Annotated in this window: 14 protein-coding genes; 8 read left to right on the top strand and 6 right to left on the bottom strand. The window is 45.4% G+C overall.

Annotated elements, in window-relative coordinates:
- Window positions 1–144: 144 nt before the first annotated feature.
- Both D0T51_RS06320 and D0T51_RS06315 read right to left on the bottom strand, forming a co-directional pair.
- Window positions 145–1,956 carry a glycoside hydrolase family 2 protein gene (locus D0T51_RS06320; RefSeq protein WP_163726778.1) on the bottom strand — a complete coding sequence of 604 codons (1,812 nt, stop codon included), beginning with the start codon at window positions 1,954–1,956 and terminating at the stop codon, window positions 145–147.
- A gap of 45 nt (window positions 1,957–2,001) precedes the next feature.
- Window positions 2,002–3,066 (bottom strand): family 43 glycosylhydrolase, encoded by a 1,065-nt coding sequence (locus D0T51_RS06315; protein ID WP_163726777.1) that lies wholly within the window; start codon window positions 3,064–3,066, stop codon window positions 2,002–2,004.
- Between the two features lie 292 nt (window positions 3,067–3,358).
- Here D0T51_RS06315 and D0T51_RS06310 point away from each other — a divergent pair, with 292 nt between their 5' ends.
- Window positions 3,359–7,330 carry a hybrid sensor histidine kinase/response regulator transcription factor gene (locus D0T51_RS06310; RefSeq protein WP_163726775.1) on the top strand — a complete coding sequence of 1,324 codons (3,972 nt, stop codon included), beginning with the start codon at window positions 3,359–3,361 and terminating at the stop codon, window positions 7,328–7,330.
- A gap of 286 nt (window positions 7,331–7,616) precedes the next feature.
- Here D0T51_RS06310 and D0T51_RS06305 read toward each other — a convergent pair whose 3' ends face one another.
- The 3 genes from D0T51_RS06305 to D0T51_RS06295 form a co-directional block, all read right to left on the bottom strand.
- The gene (locus tag D0T51_RS06305; protein WP_163726773.1) at window positions 7,617–8,582 is read right to left on the bottom strand and encodes a glycoside hydrolase family 43 protein; all 966 of its coding nucleotides are present in this window, start codon (window positions 8,580–8,582) and stop codon (window positions 7,617–7,619) included.
- A gap of 95 nt (window positions 8,583–8,677) precedes the next feature.
- Entirely contained in the window at window positions 8,678–9,562 is an 885-nt protein-coding gene (locus D0T51_RS06300; protein WP_163726771.1) for an NAD kinase, read from the bottom strand.
- Between the two features lie 20 nt (window positions 9,563–9,582).
- The gene (locus D0T51_RS06295; RefSeq protein WP_163726769.1) at window positions 9,583–10,242 is read right to left on the bottom strand and encodes a CBS domain-containing protein; all 660 of its coding nucleotides are present in this window, start codon (window positions 10,240–10,242) and stop codon (window positions 9,583–9,585) included.
- 85 nt (window positions 10,243–10,327) lie between these two features.
- Here D0T51_RS06295 and D0T51_RS06290 point away from each other — a divergent pair, with 85 nt between their 5' ends.
- Genes D0T51_RS06290 through D0T51_RS06270 form a run of 5 tightly spaced genes read left to right on the top strand, consistent with a single transcriptional unit; the run spans window position 10,328 to window position 13,597 of the window.
- Entirely contained in the window at window positions 10,328–11,056 is a 729-nt protein-coding gene (locus D0T51_RS06290; RefSeq protein ID WP_163726767.1) for a pyridoxine 5'-phosphate synthase, read from the top strand.
- A 19-nt stretch (window positions 11,057–11,075) separates the two neighbouring features.
- Entirely contained in the window at window positions 11,076–11,786 is a 711-nt protein-coding gene (locus tag D0T51_RS06285) for a MotA/TolQ/ExbB proton channel family protein (protein WP_163726765.1), read from the top strand.
- A complete protein-coding gene (locus tag D0T51_RS06280; protein WP_163726762.1) occupies window positions 11,786–12,196 on the top strand; it encodes a biopolymer transporter ExbD in 411 nt (136 codons plus the stop codon). Before D0T51_RS06285 ends, D0T51_RS06280 begins: the two co-directional genes overlap by 1 nt.
- A 4-nt stretch (window positions 12,197–12,200) precedes the next feature.
- Window positions 12,201–13,043, top strand: a complete 843-nt coding sequence (locus D0T51_RS06275) for an energy transducer TonB (protein WP_163726759.1) — start codon at window positions 12,201–12,203, stop codon at window positions 13,041–13,043.
- Window positions 13,044–13,051: 8 nt separating this feature from the next.
- Entirely contained in the window at window positions 13,052–13,597 is a 546-nt protein-coding gene (locus D0T51_RS06270) for a DJ-1 family glyoxalase III (RefSeq protein ID WP_163726756.1), read from the top strand.
- Here the strand turns inward: D0T51_RS06270 and metF are convergent.
- On the bottom strand, window positions 13,594–14,544 hold the full coding sequence (gene metF / locus D0T51_RS06265) for a methylenetetrahydrofolate reductase [NAD(P)H] (protein ID WP_163726753.1): 951 nt from the start codon (window positions 14,542–14,544) through the stop codon (window positions 13,594–13,596). The genes D0T51_RS06270 and metF overlap by 4 nt on opposite strands.
- Before the next feature lie 146 nt (window positions 14,545–14,690).
- Between metF and D0T51_RS06260 the strand changes: the two genes are divergently transcribed.
- Both D0T51_RS06260 and D0T51_RS06255 read left to right on the top strand, forming a co-directional pair.
- Entirely contained in the window at window positions 14,691–15,710 is a 1,020-nt protein-coding gene (locus D0T51_RS06260) for a branched-chain amino acid aminotransferase (RefSeq protein WP_163726750.1), read from the top strand.
- Window positions 15,711–15,850: 140 nt separating this feature from the next.
- A complete protein-coding gene (locus D0T51_RS06255) occupies window positions 15,851–17,638 on the top strand; it encodes an aminopeptidase P family protein (protein ID WP_163726747.1) in 1,788 nt (595 codons plus the stop codon).
- Window positions 17,639–17,668 lie beyond the last annotated feature (30 nt).

Below are 17,668 nucleotides of genomic sequence, written 5' to 3'. Positions count from 1 at the left end.
TTTGCATAAACCTAATTATAGGGTATAAAAAATCCAGTCATTCAAAAGCTCCCAAATGAAAAGCTTATGAATGACCGGATTTTTTATTATTCAGTTTCTATCTTTCCGGTGTTTCACGGCAGATGGAATAAACCGGCATCCACCTTATTTAGATAATTGATTGATAACTTCCTGATTGATTTTCTTCACATCCGCCTCATTGATCTTGATCTGTTTACGGTCATAAGTCATCAAACCGTTTACTTCGCCTTCTACATCTGTTGTCTGGGTATATACAGCTCCGGAGAAGCCTCTGTCAACCATACCTTTCAGTTCGTTCGCATATTTCACATATTCGGCCGTTACCGCATTTTTATCTTTGAACTGGATATAGCCCCAGTTCTTGTCGGTCTGCCATAAATGCCCTTCCATCGGCAAACCGATGCCACCATATTCTCCCAACACATTTACGCGTTGCGGATCGAACAGGAACATTTTCGGTCCAGGATAGTTATGTAAGTCCAGGATATCCCCACAAGCCCTATGATTTCCTCCACTGGCAGGATTCACCAAACGGGAGGCATCGTAATTGGCCGTCCATTCCGCTACCTTTTCCGTATCAAATTGCCCCCAGGCTTCGTTGAATGGAACCCATACCACCACTGATGGGCTGGAGATACAGAAATCCATAATCTCTTTCCATTCCTGGTAGAAGTTAGCAACAGAAGCTTGTGAACGGTTCTTGTCGGTTCCTGCGTTGTACTGGTGAGGTGCCCATTGATTGCCCATATCCCCACTTGGCATATCCTGCCAAACAAGCAGACCTTCTCTGTCGCAATGATAATACCAACGCGCTGGTTCTACCTTCACATGCTTACGGATCATATTGAATCCCCAGTCTTTGGTCTTGACAACATCATACAACAACGCCTCATCCGTCGGAGCAGTATATAAACCATCAGGCCACCATCCCTGATCGAGCGGACCGTAATGGAATACGTTTTTATTATTCAGCTGCATACGCATAATACCGTTCTCATCCTTTTTCATAGAAATCTTACGGAAGGCCGTATAGGATTTTACTTCATCTACCACTTTGCCGTTCTTAGACAAAGATACAGTCATGTCATACAGATACGGATTGTTTGTATCCCATAATGTCGGGTTCTGTACACCTAAACGCATCTCTTTACCGGCTAACCCTTTCGCGGTAGCTACTACCTTCCCTTTATCCAAGAGTTTCACCTCAATGATATTTGTTGGGCAACCACAAGAAGCTGAAACAGTTACAGCCATTGCTCCGTTGTCAATATCCGGAATGGCTTTAATCGCTGTAATATGTTCGGTAGCTACCGGCTCCAACCATACAGTCTGCCAGATTCCTGTCACCGAAGTATACCAGATACCTTCCGGACGAGAGGTTTGTTTTCCACGGGGTTGATATCCCTTTTCGCTCGGGTCCCACACACGAACTACCAACTTTTGATTATTCTTTCCTGTCAGATACGGGGTGATATTGAATGAGAATGGAGTGAATCCACCTTTATGCGAACCGATCAGGATGTCGTTAACAAATACATCTGCCTTCCAGTCTACAGCACCGAAATGAAGCATAATGTCTTTGTTTTTCCAGTTGGCCGGTACGGTAAAACTTCTTTTATACCATAATTCGTTTTTATCACCTACCTGTTTTTGTACTCCGGACAAAGATGACTCTACTGCAAAAGGGACTAATATCTTCCCTTCAAACGCAACAGGTTCTACCGCCCCTTTCGTTTGGATAGTATACTCCCATTCCCCGTTCAGGTTCACCCAGTCAGAACGTTCCATCTGCGGACGCGGATATTCTGGTAAGACATTCTTCGGATTGATCTCTTCCGCCCACTTGGTCTTTAGTTTATCACCTACGGGTTTCCACTGAGCGTGTGCACCTATGGCTAAAACCAGGGCAAAACATACTAATAGTCTCTTTTTCATGTTATTCGATTTAATATAGTGTATAAAATATATGTAATATATGTATTAAAAAACCGGAGTATCTGCTTCCAGAGAAGGCTTCCCCCCTTCCACTACCGGCCAGTCATCAAGCCATTTCACCCGGTCCATCAGGAGCACCCTGCCTGTCGGATGCTGCAAATCAACTGCATGATAAAAGATCCAATCGTTTCCATCCGCGTCGGAAACGATTTCCGAGTTATGTCCTGTTCCGACAAAACGTTCGTTTTTACCGATTACTACCTCATGGTGATTATCCATCATCGACCGGCCCTGCTTATCCAGATAAGGCCCCCAAAGAACCGAAGATCTTCCTACTACCGTGGTATATGTGCTCTTCACCCCAGCACAACAGGAGCCTATGGATGCAAACATATAATAATACTTCCCACGTTTATGTACATATACACCTTCATAGGCAGTTCCCGCAACCTGTCTCTTTTCCGCTCCTTCCTGCAGGGAAAGTCCGTCGTCCGATAGTTCGACGGCATATAATCCCCGAAAACTACCCCAGAAAAGATATTTCTTGCCATTGTCTTCTATATAATATGGATCGATGGAATTTTGTACGTCTATCGTATTACTCCTGAACAACATACCTTTATCGACAAAAGGACCTTCCGGGCGGTCTGCCACTGCAACCCCTATCCCACAGGTCCATTCCCCACCCCATACCGACATGGAATAGTATAAAACATATTGTCCGTTTATATAATTGATATCCGGAGCCCATAAGCCCCCTTTAGGTTCAAACACAGGACGGGTTTCATGGGTAAAAGCAGTTCCTATCTCTTCCCAGTCGATCAGGTTCTTCGAACGATGAATAGGTATATTGCGTATATCTTCCGTTGCATACAGATAGAAGTATCCGTCATCCGCTTTTAGAATTGTCGGATCTGGTAAGCTGTAACCGATTACCGGATTCTTATACATTCTTCTTTCTTCACTCTCTTTGCTTGTATTCTTTTTACAGCAGGAAAAGGCTGATACAGAGTCATCCTTCTTTTGGGGTTTTAATTTCACTTCGGATATAGAACTGCCTCCTAACAAAAGACTCAAACAGGCAACAAACAGCGGGAGTGTTTTTTTCATATTTTTCTTAGCTACAGAAAGGGAACAGGAGAGAGGCTCTCCCCCTCTCCTTCCCTTTTACTTGGATGGATTAAGTTAATTTCATTACAAAGAAAAAACATTGCCCCCCGGTAGACATTCAATAATCAGTCAAAACATTTCAGAAATCATGCAAAAACAGAAAAGAAGCTTTCAATCATACGCCAGAAGAAAGGGAAAGACTTAATAATTAAAGAGTATTGAATGAAATCTAAAACATATATTGATGGATTTTAGTAGCTTTGTCTGTCGAAAGTTCCATACAGGCTAAACCATGAAATATCTATTCTTCTTTGCGATACTCCTATCAATCACATTTCACCTGCAGGCAGAAAATGAGGAGAATTATTATTTTCGACATTATACCAACCGGCAAGGCCTGTCACACAACACCGTCTATCATTCACTCCAGGACAGCAAAGGATTTCTGTGGTTTGGCACAGACGACGGCCTGAACCGCTTCGACGGATATTCGTTCACCGTATACAGATACAACTCCTGGCTGTCGGAAGAAGAAGGATTGCCGCATGACCGAATCATCCGTCTCTCCGAAGACTCCACCGGCAAAGTGTGGATATGCACCAATGGAGGTACTTGTTATTATGATTATACCACCAACAAATTTCACCCCCTTCCATTTATTACAGGAGAAAACAAACGGGAAATCTTTCATGCCGTAGAGGAGGATAAAGATAAAAACCTCTGGTTCTCCTCCTCTCAACAAATCATAAAATACAACCCGGAGACAGAACAAATCCGTATTTATACAGCCAAGGAATACTTTTATCCACGAATCATGGAGATCACAGCCAACAAACTCCCTTTGTTTGCCGATGGTCAGGATCTCTACCGCTACCGGGAAGATACCGCAGGATTTGACCGGATCCCCATACTCACCGAGAAAGAAAAAGAAGGAAACACACTTATTTCCGCCATCTGCCCTGTTTCCAACATGGGCATACTGGTAGGCACAAACAATGCCGGTTTAAAGTTTTTCTACCATCATTCGAAAAAAAGCGAATGCCTGATACCGGATATCTATGTGCGCGATATTACTGCCTACGACAACAACACCTATTGGATAGCCAGCGAATCGGGCGTATACATTTACAACCTGATCGAGAAATCTTTTGTCCACCTGACCAAATCCCTGACCAATGAACATACCATCGCCGACAATGCCATCTACTCCATCACCAAAGACCGGGAAGGAGGCATGTGGGTAGGCGCCTTTTTCGGAGGCATCAGCTATTTGCCTCAACAATATACACCCTTTCATTATTACATCGGAGGCAAAACACATCCCACCATGTTGGGGAATGCCGTACGGGAGATATGTCCGGATGCATACGGGCATATATGGCTGGGCACAGAGGATAATGGCATCAACCGCTATACACCGGCTACAGGAGAGATATTCAATTATTCACGAACCAACCCGGTCAATAAATTATCCGCCACCAATATACACGGACTCTTTGCCGATGAAAACCAACTGTGGGTAGGCACCTTCAACAAAGGTATCGATGTGTTGGACATCCCTTCGGGCAAAATCATCAAACGATACACCCAGGAAAATACGAATCAGGGACTTATCAGCGACTTTGTGCTTTGTTTTACCAAAACATCTAAAGGGGAATTTCTTGTCGGCACCTCCCTGGGCGTACTGATTTATAACAAAGAAAAGGATAACTTTTCCCCCTGGAACAATATCCGTTCACTCATTCGACAGATATACGAAGACAGCCAAGGCAGAATATGGGTGGTTACCGGCTATGGTGTATACCAATATATACCGGAAGGAAATTCCCTGATTGTTTATACCTCTACCGAAAGTAAACAAAGTATTGGCAGTAACAATACCACTTCCGTATTCGAAGATTCCAAAGGACGTATCTGGGTCACAACGACCTATGGCCTCTCTCTATACAATGAGCAGGCAGAGTCCTTTAGCCGCATCACTACCGAAGACGGACTGCCCAGCAATATCGTTTACCGGATTGTAGAAGACAAAGACGGTCTCTTCTGGGTGACAACAGCCAACGGACTGGTACGGTTCAACCCAGACAGCCACACGATGCGAACCTATACCACTACGGACGGATTACCGGAGCCTCAATTCAATTTCAGCTCCTCTTACAAAGCTCCGGACGGAATGATTTATATGGGAACCATTAACGGTATGATCTCCTTCAATCCCCGCCAATTCAAAGAAGACAGGTTCGTACCTCCGGTATACATCACACACCTGTATGTGCCCGAGGATAAAAAAGAAAAATACAGTGCGACTCTTTCTTTAAACCAACAATACCCCATACTGGAACTACCTTACCATAGCGCCACTTTTACCTTATCTTATACGGCCATTGAATATGCCTCTCCCGAAGCCATCCATTACGCCTATATGCTGGAGGGAGTGGATAAAGGATGGATCGCCATGGGTACCAAGCGGGAAGTGACATTCGCCAACCTCCCTCCCGGCCATTATACCTTTAAAGTCAAATCGACCAACAGCAGCAATGCCTGGCAGGATAACGAATGCCACTTACACCTGGTCATCACTCCGCCTTTCTGGGCGACAGGCTGGGCTTACACCTTGTATATACTGCTACTGATCTCTTTTATACTGCTCTTTTACAATTATAAAAAACGGCAACTGGAAAGAAGACACCTGCGTGCCAAAGAAATATTCGAGAACGAAAAAGAAAAAGAATTGTACAATGCCAAGATTCAGTTTTTCACCTTTATCACCCATGAGATACGTACGCCTCTTACCCTGATAAAGGCCCCGTTGGAAAAAATCATTCGCTCCGAAGAAGGTTCTCTTTCAATGAAAAAGAATTTACAAACCATTGAGAAGAACACCCAAAGATTATTGGACCTGAGCAATCAGCTCCTTGATTTCCGCAAAACAGAAAGTCGCGGTTTTCGCCTGAACTATGTCAAGACAGACATCAAGATGTGGACCGATACGATCATTCAACCTTTTCTGCCTGTCTTTGAAAACGAAAAGAGAACCTTCTCCGCCTTTTACCCGGAAGCTCCCCTGTTTGCTTATATTGACAGAGAAGCCTATGCAAAAATAGTCAGTAACTTACTCACCAACGCCCTGAAATATTCGGAACAGATGATTGCGATTGAACTGATTCCACCGCGGGAAGGGGAAGAGCCGTTTCTATTGCAGGTAACAAACGACGGACCGCTGGTTCCGGAAAATGAAGAAGAAGCCATCTTCAGCCCCTTTTACCGATTAAAAGAAACAGAAAACATACAAGGCAGTGGCATCGGACTTTCTCTTTCCCGCTCATTGGCCGAGTTTCATGAGGGCACACTGGTATATCGTTCGACCGCCGACGGCCTGAACCGTTTTTTATTGGCCCTGCCTGTAAAACAGGAAAACTATTATCTTACAGGCGAATCCGAGACAACCGAAGAAAAGAGAACAGAAAAAACACCCCCTGTACAGGAACATAAAACACCGGTGATCCTTGTCGTCGAAGACCAAACAGATATGCGGCAATTCATTGCCTCGGAATTATCCACCACTTTCCAGGTATTGGAAGCGGCAAACGGAGAAAAGGCCATCGAAATATTATATAACCATACGGTAAATCTCATCATCAGCGATGTCATGATGCCGGTAATGGATGGTTTCGAGCTTTGTAACCGGGTAAAGAATGATGTGCAATACAGTCACATCCCTTTCATTATCCTTACCGCCCAACACAACCTGCAATCCCGGCTGAAAGGATTGAACAAAGGAGCAGATGCCTATATGGAAAAACCCTTCTCCATCGAATTGTTACTCGCCCAGACAACCAACCTGTTGAAAAACAGAGAGATGCTCAACAAGGCTTATTCCGATAAACCTTTTACCCCGCCGGGCAGTTTAGCCGTTTCCCCGGTGGATGATATTTTCCTGAACCAACTGAATACATACCTCAACGAGAACCTGGATAAAGAAACGCTGAGTGTCGAAAACATTGCTACCGAAATGGGCATGAGCACCTCCAGCTTATACCGAAAGGTAAAAGGTCTCTCCGGCCTTTCCCCCAATGATTTTATCCGGATTGCCCGTTTGAAAAAAGCTATACAGTTGATGCAGAAAGGAGAAAAACGCATCAACGAAATCGCATTCGCCGTAGGATTCTCCTCTCCCGCCTATTTCTCCACCTGTTTCCAAAAGCAATATGGCGAGTCCCCTTCGGAATTCCTCAAAAAAGTAAGAGAGGGAACAGAACGATAAACACTAAAAATAAGGCACTTAGGGAGGGACTACTCTGTTGCCGATGCGCATCGGCAATATTGACGAAGCGCATCGGCAACATTGTCGAAGGGCTTCAGCAATATTGACGATGCCCATCAGCAATAAAATATCCCCTTAAAAAAGGAGTCAAAGAAGTTATCAGTCGCTTCGCTCCTTAGGAGTCAAGGAGTATAATCCCTTAACTACTCTGACTCCTTTAACTCCTTTGACTGCTCTGACTGCTCTGACTCCTTTAACTCCTCCACCTCCTTTTCCTCTTTGAATTTCAATTCATCCGCTGCGGCAGAAAGAAAGTTTCAGGAAGGGCTTTAAAAAGAGAAACCTCTTCTTGATCGGTCACCTCCAGGGTGAGTATGGCTGTTTTGCGCGGGGATACCTTTTCGTTGGAGTGATGCACATGAAAGACATAATGAAGAAGTCCTTCTTTATCTACGAATAAATCGCCATGCCCCGTTCCGTTTTGTTTGAGTAGATGTCGGTCGATAAGCGGATTTCCTTTTTGTTTCTCCCAGGGACCATAAGGGGAACGGGAGGTTGCATAACCTACGGCATAATCGATATTCCGGAAATCATTGGCGGAATAGAAAAAATAATAAATACCCTTTTGTTTGAAGACAGTAGGTCCTTCGGCTACCGGCCATTCCGCCTGTTGTGTATCTTCCCACCCTCCTTGGGCCGAGATACACTCGGTCAGTGTCTCTTCTCGGATAGCCGTCAGGTCTTCGTTCAACTCAGCTACAAACAAACGATTGCCTTGGTTAAGCCGTACATGATAGAGATACACCTTCCCGTCCTCATCGAAGAAGACATAAGGATCTATCTGTCGGATCGAAGCCGGAAGTTTGGCTAATGTATCCTGTTTGAAAGGCCCCAAAGGGCTTTCACTACGGGCAATGGCGATACACTCATCCGCCGTATAGGCCATATAATACGCCTCTTTATAGCGGAATACCTGTGGTGCCCAAAACCACTTTGAGCCATAGGCATCCCCTTTCTTCAAGGCATATCCGTCGGAAACACCCCGGGGACCTTCCCAGTGTTTCCTATCCGTCGAGGTATACACCAGAAAGCCTACGTCCGGGCCTCCTCCGGTGCCATACAAATAATAGATACCGTTTTCATAAAAAATGGTGGGATCGGCAAGATAGATATTCCGATCGATGGGCTGTTCTTCTTGCGCAAAAAGAAGATGACAAAAGAGGGCGAGAAGAAATGTCAGTGATATTTTCATATGTAGAACGAGGTATTAAACTGTATACGCTGCAAAAGAAAGAAGTCTCCGGCAGGGATATGTTCAATAATCGTTCAAATAATTACAGAATTCATTCATCTATTTCCCTGACGGGCATCAGCTCCCCACATGAGTTTGTCGCGCAAGGTCTGATAGAAGGTGTGATTGTGGCGTTTGATCACCTTGGTAGTATAATCGGCTTTGGATATTTTCAATTCGGCACCTGCCGGGAATACTTCCGAACGGCCATCGAGAGAAACCAGAAAGGTATCGCTGCGGCTGTCTACACTCAGGGTGATCACCGTGGAATCGGGAATAACCAAGGGGCGGACATTCAGGGAATGGGGAGCCACGGGGCTCAAGACGATACTGTTACTCTGTGGCACCAGGATAGGGCCATTCACACTCATCGAATAGGCAGTCGATCCGGTCGGGGTGGCAATAACCAAGCCGTCGGCCTGGTAAGAAGAGAGAAAGGCATCGTTCAACGAGGTATGGATTGTGATCATCGACGAGGTGTCGCGTTTCAGAATAGCGATTTCGTTCAACGCATAGTTATAACAACCGTACAGAGGCTCTACCGTATGCAACTGCAACAAAGTGCGTTCCTCTACTTTGTAATAGTTTTTAAAAATCTCATCCAGGGTATCTTCTATATCGTTGCCGCCAATATCCGCCAAAAATCCAAGTCTACCGGTATTGATGCCGACGATAGGGATATCCTGTCTATGTATGCGGGCTGCGGTTCGCAGGAAGGTACCATCTCCTCCCACACTCAAAGCAACATCCAGGTTGAAGGCATCGCATTCATATAATAGTCCGGCTTTCGGAGCATCATAATGAAGTGTTTCGGTAAGAAAGGTATAAAAATCAACATCTATATATATTTCCGAATCCAGGGCATAGAGTTTTTCAAACAAACGTTTGATCAGGCTCTGCTTTTCTATCTGATGTTGACTGCCAAATACTCCTACTTTCATATACTTCTCTCCCTTAGCATTTACATATTCATATAATATAATAACTCATTCATGCGTTGCTGCAATTGCTCATCGATCCGTCCGTTCTCCATAAAATGATAGACCACATTGTAGTTGAATCGTTCGAAGCTACGGATCACAGGGGATGCATCTTCCAGATCAATCTTGATCGTCACCAACAAACGTCCCGTATCCTTCTCTGTGGAGGTTAAAAGATTCAACACATGGGCATTATTAGACTCTACCAGGCGGGCAATATCGGAAAGCACATAATCCTGCGGAAGCATTTCAAGCACAATCACACTTCCTTCGGAGTGCACATTGCATAACTCGGCCAATGCATCCAATAACTTCTCCCGGGTAATCGCCCCTACATACTTCCCTTCGGAAGAGACCACCGGAAGAATACACAAGCCGAAACGTGTTATCATCGCCAAAGCCGCATGCAATGGTCCGTCTTCCTGTACGGCCGGAGCAAACAGAAAAGACTTTCCAATAGGCTCGGAAGGATCCGTGAGAGATAAGAGGTCTTTTTCGGAAACCAGGGATTGATAGATTGTTTCATGGACGAGCGGCAGGTGCTTCAGCTTCCAATCATCCATCAGGTTCAAAGCATACTCGACCGTGTCAAAACTTTTTAACACAGGAATATCCTTTGTTATGAAATCTTTCACCAACATTATTCTGTTTTATTTACTAATTCGTGCTATTTTTGCCGATACATTTGTGCAAATGTAAGGAAAGAAAAAGATATACCTCTATAGAATGACAAATTTAAGTGTAAACATAAACAAGGTGGCAACACTCCGTAATTCGCGTGGAGGGAATGTGCCGGATGTTGTTAAAGTAGCCATAGACTGTGAAACTTTCGGTGCGCAAGGTATCACCGTACATCCACGTCCAGACGAACGGCATATCCGTTACAGTGACGTCTATGCCCTCAAACCTGTATTACAAACAGAGTTCAACATCGAAGGCTATCCCAATAAAAAGTTTATCGATCTGGTACTTACCATCAAACCGGCTCAGGTCACCCTGGTACCGGATGCACCGGATGCCCTCACGTCGAATGCCGGATGGGATGTGCTCACGCATTTCGATTTCCTGAGTGAACTGGTGGACACCTTTACCGCACAAGGCATACGTACCTCGATCTTCGTCGGTACCGACTTAGCCAATATCGAACGGGTCGCCCAAACGGGAACCGACCGGATCGAACTCTATACCGAACCCTATGCCGACCAATATGCGGAAGACAGGGAAGCGGCGATTGCTCCTTTTATCGCAGCCGCCCGGTTGGCCAAAGACCTGGGCATGGGGGTGAATGCCGGACACGACCTGAACCTGGAAAACCTGGCCTACTTCAAACAACAGATCCCCTGGTTGGATGAAGTATCTATCGGGCATGCCCTGATAGCCGATGCCTTGTACAAAGGATTAAGAGAAACCATCTCTTTATACAGGGAACAATTAAAAGAACAGATAATAAAATAAAAACATAATAAAAAAAACAATGAACATCTCACTTTTACTACAAGCCGCAGGGGCACAATTGGCAGAGCAGCTGCCGGAATTTACGGAAGTCACTGTCCCTACCCAGGCAGAGATCAACATCATCGATCTTGCCCTGAAGGGCGGATGGATAATGGGTGTCCTCTTACTCCTGTCTTTATTAGCTATTTATATATTTATCCAAAGGCTGATCGTTATCCGCCGGGCAGGCAAAGAAGACGAATCGTTCATGAACCGCATAAAAGATTATATCCACGAAGGGAAAGTGGAATCGGCGCTTAACTTATGCCGCAGTACACAGACCCCTTCGGCCCGTATGATAGAGAAAGGTATTTCCCGCCTGGGACGTCCGATGAACGATGTCTTGGTTGCTATCGAAAATGTAGGGAACCTGGAAGTGGCCAAACTGGAAAAAGGCTTTCCGGTAATTGCAACCACGGCTGCCGGTGCTCCTATGTTAGGATTCCTCGGAACGGTAACAGGTATGGTGCGCGCTTTCTTTGATATGGCCAATGCCGGAACAAACGTAGACGTGGCTCTGCTTTCAGGAGGTATATACGAAGCTTTGGTAACAACCGTAGGTGGTTTGGTGGTAGGTATTATCGCTTTGTTCGCCTATAACTACCTCGTATCACAGGTAGACAATGTGGTGAATAAAATGGAAGCCCGTACCATGGAATTTATGGACTTATTAAATGAACCGGCGAACTGATGGGACTCAAAAGAAGAACTAAAATAGATGCAAACTTCAGTATGGCATCCATGACCGATGTCATATTCCTGCTGTTGATCTTCTTTATGATTACCTCTACTGTCGTAGTGCCCAATGCCATCAAAGTCACCCTGCCCCAATCACAAAAACAGACAGCGGCCAAACCGCTCACCCGGGTCACAATCGATGCGCAGATGAACTATTATGTAGCCTTTGGTTCTCAAAGAGAAAAACAGGTTTCTTTCGAAGAGATAACTCCTTTCTTACAGGATAGTTATGCAAAAGAACCGGAAATGTTCGTGGCATTATATGCCGACGAGACAGTCCCTTATAAAGAAATTGTCAAGATTCTGAATATAGCGAACGAGAACAAATTCAAAATGGTGCTTGCTACCCGTCCGCAAAGATGAGAATATGAAACAGACAAAAGATGACATATACAGCCTATTGGGAACAGTCATATTCCACTTGATAATCTTTCTGATCCTTTGGTTTACGGTGTTAAGAACCGTGGTGCCCGAAGAGGAAGAGGGTATACTTGTGAACTTCGGTAACCTGAACGCTGCTGCCGGCACCTTTGAACCGAGATATACAGGGCAAGAGCTTCCGAAAGAAAACATAACCCCTCCGCCTACTCCGACTCCGGTGGCTAAAACACCCAAAGAAGAGTTGATCACCCAAGAGGAGGAAGAAACCGTTTCGCTGACAGATGCCAAAAAGAAAGAAGAGGAACGCAAACGGGAAGAGGAGAAGAAACGCAAGGAGGAGGCTGAAAAAGAACGAATCCGTAAAGAGGAAACCGAACGCAAACGCCTGGCCGAAGAACAACGCAAACGAGAAGAAGCCATCAGCAACCGCGTAGCCGGTGCCTTTGGTATCGGACAGGCAGAAGGCACCAGCCAGGGAGATGCCACGGAAGGAGCAGGCAACCAGGGCAGTCCTTTTGGTAATTCCGATAAAGGTGCCAATGAAGGAGTGGGTGGATACGGCTCTTTCAACCTGAACGGTCGTTCCATCGGTGCAGGAGGTTTGCCCCGTCCGTCTTATACCATCCAGGAAGAAGGTAAAATCGTGATCAATATAACCGTTGACCCCAAGGGGAATGTTATATTTACGGAAATTGGCAGAGGTACCAATATCGACAATGCCTCCATGCGCAAAAGTGCATTGGATGCCGCACGCCGTGCCAAGTTCAACAGCATCAACGGGACCAACAACCAGAGTGGGACAATTACTTATTTATATAAACTGAAATAAACCGTCTTATGAAAAAAGCATTTGTATTCTTAGCAACCGGCTTCGAAGAAACAGAAGCTGTAGGAACCATCGACGTATTGCGTCGGGCAGGTATCGATACAACAGTCGTTTCTATCACCGGAGATATACAAGTTACCGGGGCGCACGGCTTGCCCGTTATAGCGGACACCTTGTATGAAAAAGCGGATTTCACAATGGCAGATGCTCTTGTTTTACCGGGAGGTATGCCTGGCAGTAACAACCTGAATGCTTTCGACCCGCTGAAAGAACAACTATTGAAACAATTCAACGCAGGAAAAATAGTGGCTGCTATCTGCGCCGCTCCTTTGGTTTTAGGCGGATTGGGTATACTCAAAGGGAAAAGAGCCACCTGTTACCCCAGCTTCGAACCGCAATTAACCGGTGCTACCGTCACAGGAGAAGCGGCGGAAGTGGATGGTAATGTGATTACGGGAAAAGGACCCGGCCTCGTTTTTCACTTTGGATTGGCGCTTGTCTCCTCCCTCAAGGGAGAAGCGGTAGCAGAAGAAGTGGCTGCCGGTTTATTGGTTTAATAAATCTCACCGGCCACTTTACAAACACTGTCCGAAGCCATAAAGGTATAAAAGTGCAGACTGGGGACGCCCCTGGCAATCAACTCTTTGCATTGCTGGGTGCACCACTCTACGCCTACGGCTTTTACTTCTTCGTTGTTTTTACACTTTCGTAATTCAGCCGCGAACGGTTCGGGTATCTCTGAGCGAAAGACACGGGGAAGAACGGTGAGTTGTTCTTTAAAGACTACCGGTTTGATCCCCGGAATAATCGGCACCTGAATGCCTTCGGCACGGCAACGCTCCACAAAGGAGAAGTACTTCTCATTATCGAAAAACATTTGTGTGACCAGGTAATCGGCTCCGTTTTTTACCTTTTCTTTCAGGTAATAAATATCCGATTCCATATTCGGTGCCTCTTCATGCTTCTCCGGATAGCAAGCCATGCCATAAGAAAAAGGAGTCTCGTTGGCGTCAAACGATGAACCGTCTACCGCAATACCTTTATTGAAATCATTCACCTGCTGCTGAAGATCCGTCGCATAGTCATGATATAGTTTTTTGTCCAAAGAGGCATCCAACGTCTTTACATCTCCACGCAACAACAACAAATCATATACTCCCAGGAAATTGAGGTCGATCAACGCATACTCCGTTTCCTCTTTCGTAAATCCTTTGCAGATGATATGCGGCACAGCCGGGATTCCATATTTATTCTGGATAGCCGAAGCAATAGCTACCGAACCGGGACGCTTACGGACATTTACCCGCTGAAACGTACCGTCTGGCAACGTCTTATAAACAGGTTCACTGTGATGGGAGGTGATGTTGATGTATTGAGGATTAAACTCCTTCAATCTGTCTATCACATCATATACCCGCTGAATATTATTCCCCTTCAGAGGAGGTAATATCTCAAAGGAAAAAGCAGTTTTATGGTTACCTTTTATCAGGTCTATTACTTTCATTTTATTACAAATTATACCGGTTTATAAAACGTTCCTTCTGCAAAGACCGTATTATGACTTATATTTTGTCGCAAAAATAATACATATCTGCCGAAAAAAACTACATTTGCAATTCAAACTTATAGACAAATAAATATTAACAGATCATGGAAAATATAAACTGGTCGGATCTGTCATTCGGTTATATGAAGACAGATTATAATGTAAGATGTTACTATCGGGATGGTAAATGGGGCGAGTTGGAAGTTTCTTCTTCCGAGATTATCAATATCCATATGGCAGCCACCTGTCTGCATTACGGACAGGAAGCTTTCGAAGGACTGAAAGCATTCAAAGGGAAAGACGGTAAGACTCGCGTTTTCCGAATGGATGAAAATGCCAAACGTATGCAGGCGTCCAGCCGGGGAATCAAAATGGCCGAATTACCCGTAGATATATTTGAAAAAGCTGTACGTAAAGTGATCAAACTGAATGAACGTTTTGTTCCTCCGCATGGCAGCGGTGCTTCTTTGTATATCCGTCCCTTATTGATCGGCTTAGGTGCACAGGTAGGTGTCAAACCGGCGAACGAATATATGTTCCTTGTATTTGTTACTCCTGTCGGACCTTATTTCAAAACAGGATTCCAACCCTCTAAGGTTTGTATGATGAGAGCATACGACCGGGCTGCCCCTTACGGAACAGGGACTATCAAAGTAGGAGGTAACTACGCTGCCAGTCTGGCTGCCGGCGAACTGGCGAAAGAAAAAGGATACGCCGCTGTGCTTTACCTGGATCCGAAAGAAAAGAAATACCTGGACGAATGCGGCCCGGCAAACTTCTTTGCGATCAAAGGCAATAGTTATATCACTCCCCAATCGAACTCTATCCTGCCTTCCATCACCAATAAGAGCTTGATGCAATTAGCAGAAGACATGGGTATGACCATAGAACGCCGCCCTATAATGTTGGAAGAATTAGCGACTTTCGAAGAAGCTGCCGAATGCGGAACAGCCGCTGTGATCACTCCCCTCTCCCAAGTGGACGACCTGGATGAAAACAAGTCCTATGTTTTCACAAAAGACAATAAACCCGGACCGGTATGCGAGAAACTATACAATAAATTAAAAGGCATCCAATGCGGTGACGAACCGGATCCTTATGGCTGGGTAAGCATTATCGAATAAGAGATACGAAAGTCATAACAGACAGATACAAACAGACACAGAAATACACCGGCAGAATCCTGCCGTGTTTTCTGTGTTTTTTGTTTGTCCGGTTTTTATTACTTTTGTACAAATGAATAACTGCAAATAGACAGATGACCATGACAACAAGAATACCTGCACGTATACATGCCCTTCGCGAGGCGATGGACCGAAAACAAATAGATGCTTACATCATTCCCAGTTCCGATCCACATCTAAGTGAATATCCTGCCGACCGGTGGAAATCACGTGAATGGCTTTCCGGTTTTGACGGATCAGCCGGCACCCTTGTAGTGACAGCTGACAAGGCCGGGCTCTGGACAGACTCCCGTTATTTCTTGCAAGCCGACATGCAACTGCAAGGGTCGGGCATCGAATTGTACAAAGCTTCTCTGCCGGAGACTCCCTCCATCACAGACTTTCTCCTTAACGAGTTATCACCGGGAAAGACTGTCGGACTGGATGGATTCACCTATAGCGCTGCAGAGGGAGAACATTTGGAAAAATTATTAGGCAGAAAAGGGATTGTACTCGAAACGGCTTACGACCTGGTCGACCTTATCTGGAAAGACCGCCCGGCAATCCCCGGTAACTCTTTATTCGAAATGCCGGAAGAACTGAGCGGTAAACGCGTCTCTGAAAAGTTAAATGAGATCAATGACCTCTTGCATAAAGAAGGAGCCGACTGCCTGCTCCTGGGAGCTTTGGATGAAATTGCCTGGACTTTCAACATCCGGGGAACAGACGTAGCGTATAACCCGGTGGCTATCAGTTACGGATTCGTATCCGAAGAAGAAAGCATTCTCTTTATCGATCCGAAAAAGATGACCGCCGAAGTGGCTGAGAAACTGAAAAAAGAAGGGGTCACACTGGCCGATTATGCCAGGATACAAACCTACCTGTCACGCCTGTCGAATGATAAAACGGTATATATTGATGCAAAGAAAACAAATCTATCTTTGTTCAACGCCATACCCAAAGGCTGCAAGATCATAGAAGGGCTTACGCCTACCAACCACCTCAAGAGCATCAAAAACGAAACCGAGATCAAAGGTTTTCGCAATGCCCTACTCAAAGACGGTATCGCTTTGACCAAGTTCTACATATGGTTGGAAAAACAAATGACTACCGGAGAGACAGTCACCGAGTTAAGTGCTTCCGAAAAACTGACCTCGCTCCGGGCCGAACAGGCCATGTACCTGATGGACAGCTTTTCAACCATCTGCGGATATGCCGGACATGGCGCCATTGTCCATTACTCCCCTACTCCGGAATCCAATATTACATTTAAACCCGAAGGGTTGTTATTGATGGACTCCGGTGCTCAATACATGGACGGTACCACCGACATCACCCGCACCATTGCCCTGGGCGAACCTACCGAACAAATGAAAAAAGACTTCACCCGTACCCTGAAAGGAATGATTAGCATAGCCAAATGCAAATTCCCCGAAGGCACCCGGGGGTGTCAGATTGATATACTAGCCCGCAAAGCTCTCTGGGACGCAGGCATACAATACCTACACGGCACCAGCCATGGCATCGGACACTGCCTCAACGTGCATGAAGGACCACAAAGTATCCGCATGGACGAGAACCCGGTGAGCCTCAAACCGGGCATGATCATGAGCAACGAACCGGCTATGTACCGGACGGGAGAATACGGCATTCGCATAGAAAACATGATCTTAACCCAGAACGACAGTGAAACCGAATGGGGGAAATTCCTCTGTTTCGACACACTTACTTTATGTTATATTGATACACGCCTCGTTCTTGTATCCATGCTTTCTGCCCGCGAACACGCCTGGTTGAACAAATACCACCAAAAGGTATACGAACTACTCAGTCCACACCTCAACGAAGAGGAAAAGGCGTGGCTCAAAGAGAAAACGCGCGAGGTCTAGACACTTCCTAAATCTCGAATTATCAATTAA

It is taken from the genome of Parabacteroides sp. 52 (assembly GCF_010500925.1).
Lineage (GTDB): Bacteria > Bacteroidota > Bacteroidia > Bacteroidales > Tannerellaceae > QVMG01.
Note: the sequence above shows the minus strand (reverse complement) of the source record. Positions and strands in the feature narration are given on the sequence as shown.

Coding starts and splice junctions, on each gene's coding strand:
- D0T51_RS06280 (WP_163726762.1), top strand. CDS start 11,786: ATGGGACTCAAAAGAAGAACTAAAATAGATGCAAACTTCAGTATGGCA.
- D0T51_RS06275 (WP_163726759.1), top strand. CDS start 12,201: ATGAAACAGACAAAAGATGACATATACAGCCTATTGGGAACAGTCATA.
- D0T51_RS06310 (WP_163726775.1), top strand. CDS start 3,359: ATGAAATATCTATTCTTCTTTGCGATACTCCTATCAATCACATTTCAC.
- D0T51_RS06285 (WP_163726765.1), top strand. CDS start 11,076: ATGAACATCTCACTTTTACTACAAGCCGCAGGGGCACAATTGGCAGAG.
- D0T51_RS06300 (WP_163726771.1), bottom strand. CDS start 9,562: ATGAAAGTAGGAGTATTTGGCAGTCAACATCAGATAGAAAAGCAGAGC.
- D0T51_RS06255 (WP_163726747.1), top strand. CDS start 15,851: ATGACAACAAGAATACCTGCACGTATACATGCCCTTCGCGAGGCGATG.
- metF (WP_163726753.1), bottom strand. CDS start 14,544: ATGAAAGTAATAGACCTGATAAAAGGTAACCATAAAACTGCTTTTTCC.
- D0T51_RS06260 (WP_163726750.1), top strand. CDS start 14,691: ATGGAAAATATAAACTGGTCGGATCTGTCATTCGGTTATATGAAGACA.
- D0T51_RS06305 (WP_163726773.1), bottom strand. CDS start 8,582: ATGAAAATATCACTGACATTTCTTCTCGCCCTCTTTTGTCATCTTCTT.
- D0T51_RS06290 (WP_163726767.1), top strand. CDS start 10,328: ATGACAAATTTAAGTGTAAACATAAACAAGGTGGCAACACTCCGTAAT.
- D0T51_RS06270 (WP_163726756.1), top strand. CDS start 13,052: ATGAAAAAAGCATTTGTATTCTTAGCAACCGGCTTCGAAGAAACAGAA.
- D0T51_RS06295 (WP_163726769.1), bottom strand. CDS start 10,242: ATGTTGGTGAAAGATTTCATAACAAAGGATATTCCTGTGTTAAAAAGT.
- D0T51_RS06320 (WP_163726778.1), bottom strand. CDS start 1,956: ATGAAAAAGAGACTATTAGTATGTTTTGCCCTGGTTTTAGCCATAGGT.
- D0T51_RS06315 (WP_163726777.1), bottom strand. CDS start 3,066: ATGAAAAAAACACTCCCGCTGTTTGTTGCCTGTTTGAGTCTTTTGTTA.